A 559-nucleotide genomic window follows, 5' to 3' on the forward strand; every position below is an offset into this window, starting at 1 on the left:
CCCCGCAGGCCCCCCACCACCGGTGGGGGGCCTGCGCCCGTCTCAGCCCCCCGCGACGCCGCCGCCCGCCGCGGCCCGTCCAGCCAGGCCCGCACCTGCGCGCGGCTGCGCAGGCGCACCACGTGCTCGGGGTCGGTGAGGAACGTGCGCAGCACCACCTGCCGCAGCACCACCGCGCGCGGCAGGTCCAGGTGCACCAGCAGGTCCGCGCGCGCCGCGAGCACCTCGCGCACCCGCCCGTGCTGCCACTCCGCCACCCACGCCGGCGAGGCCGCCAGGGCGCGCACGTCGTCGTCTTGCCCGCCCCCGAGGTGCCCGCCACGACGACCCGCCGCGGTCGCGCCGGCAGCGCGTCGCGCGGGCCGAGCACCGGCGCGACGTCAGCCGCGCGGCGCGGACCCGGGGCGCCGGTACAGGGACAGCTCCTCCGCGCGCAGGCGCGGCGGGCCCGCGGGCTGCACCGGGGCCGGGTCCGCGGGCTGCACCGGGGCCGGTGCCGGGAGCGGCCCGGGCAGCGGCACCACCCACCCCGCCGGGGCCGCCGGCGCCACCGGTGCCG

The 559-nt window shown here is 83.2% G+C and carries 1 pseudogene; it reads right to left on the reverse strand.

The window, feature by feature from the left end:
• Positions 1 to 287 (reverse strand): annotated as a pseudogene (locus GTR00_RS22350) (AAA family ATPase); the annotation flags it as partial.
• Positions 288 to 559: the final 272 nt, after the last annotated feature.

Source organism: Kineococcus indalonis, assembly GCF_009906395.1.
GTDB classification, from domain to species: domain Bacteria; phylum Actinomycetota; class Actinomycetes; order Actinomycetales; family Kineococcaceae; genus Kineococcus; species Kineococcus indalonis.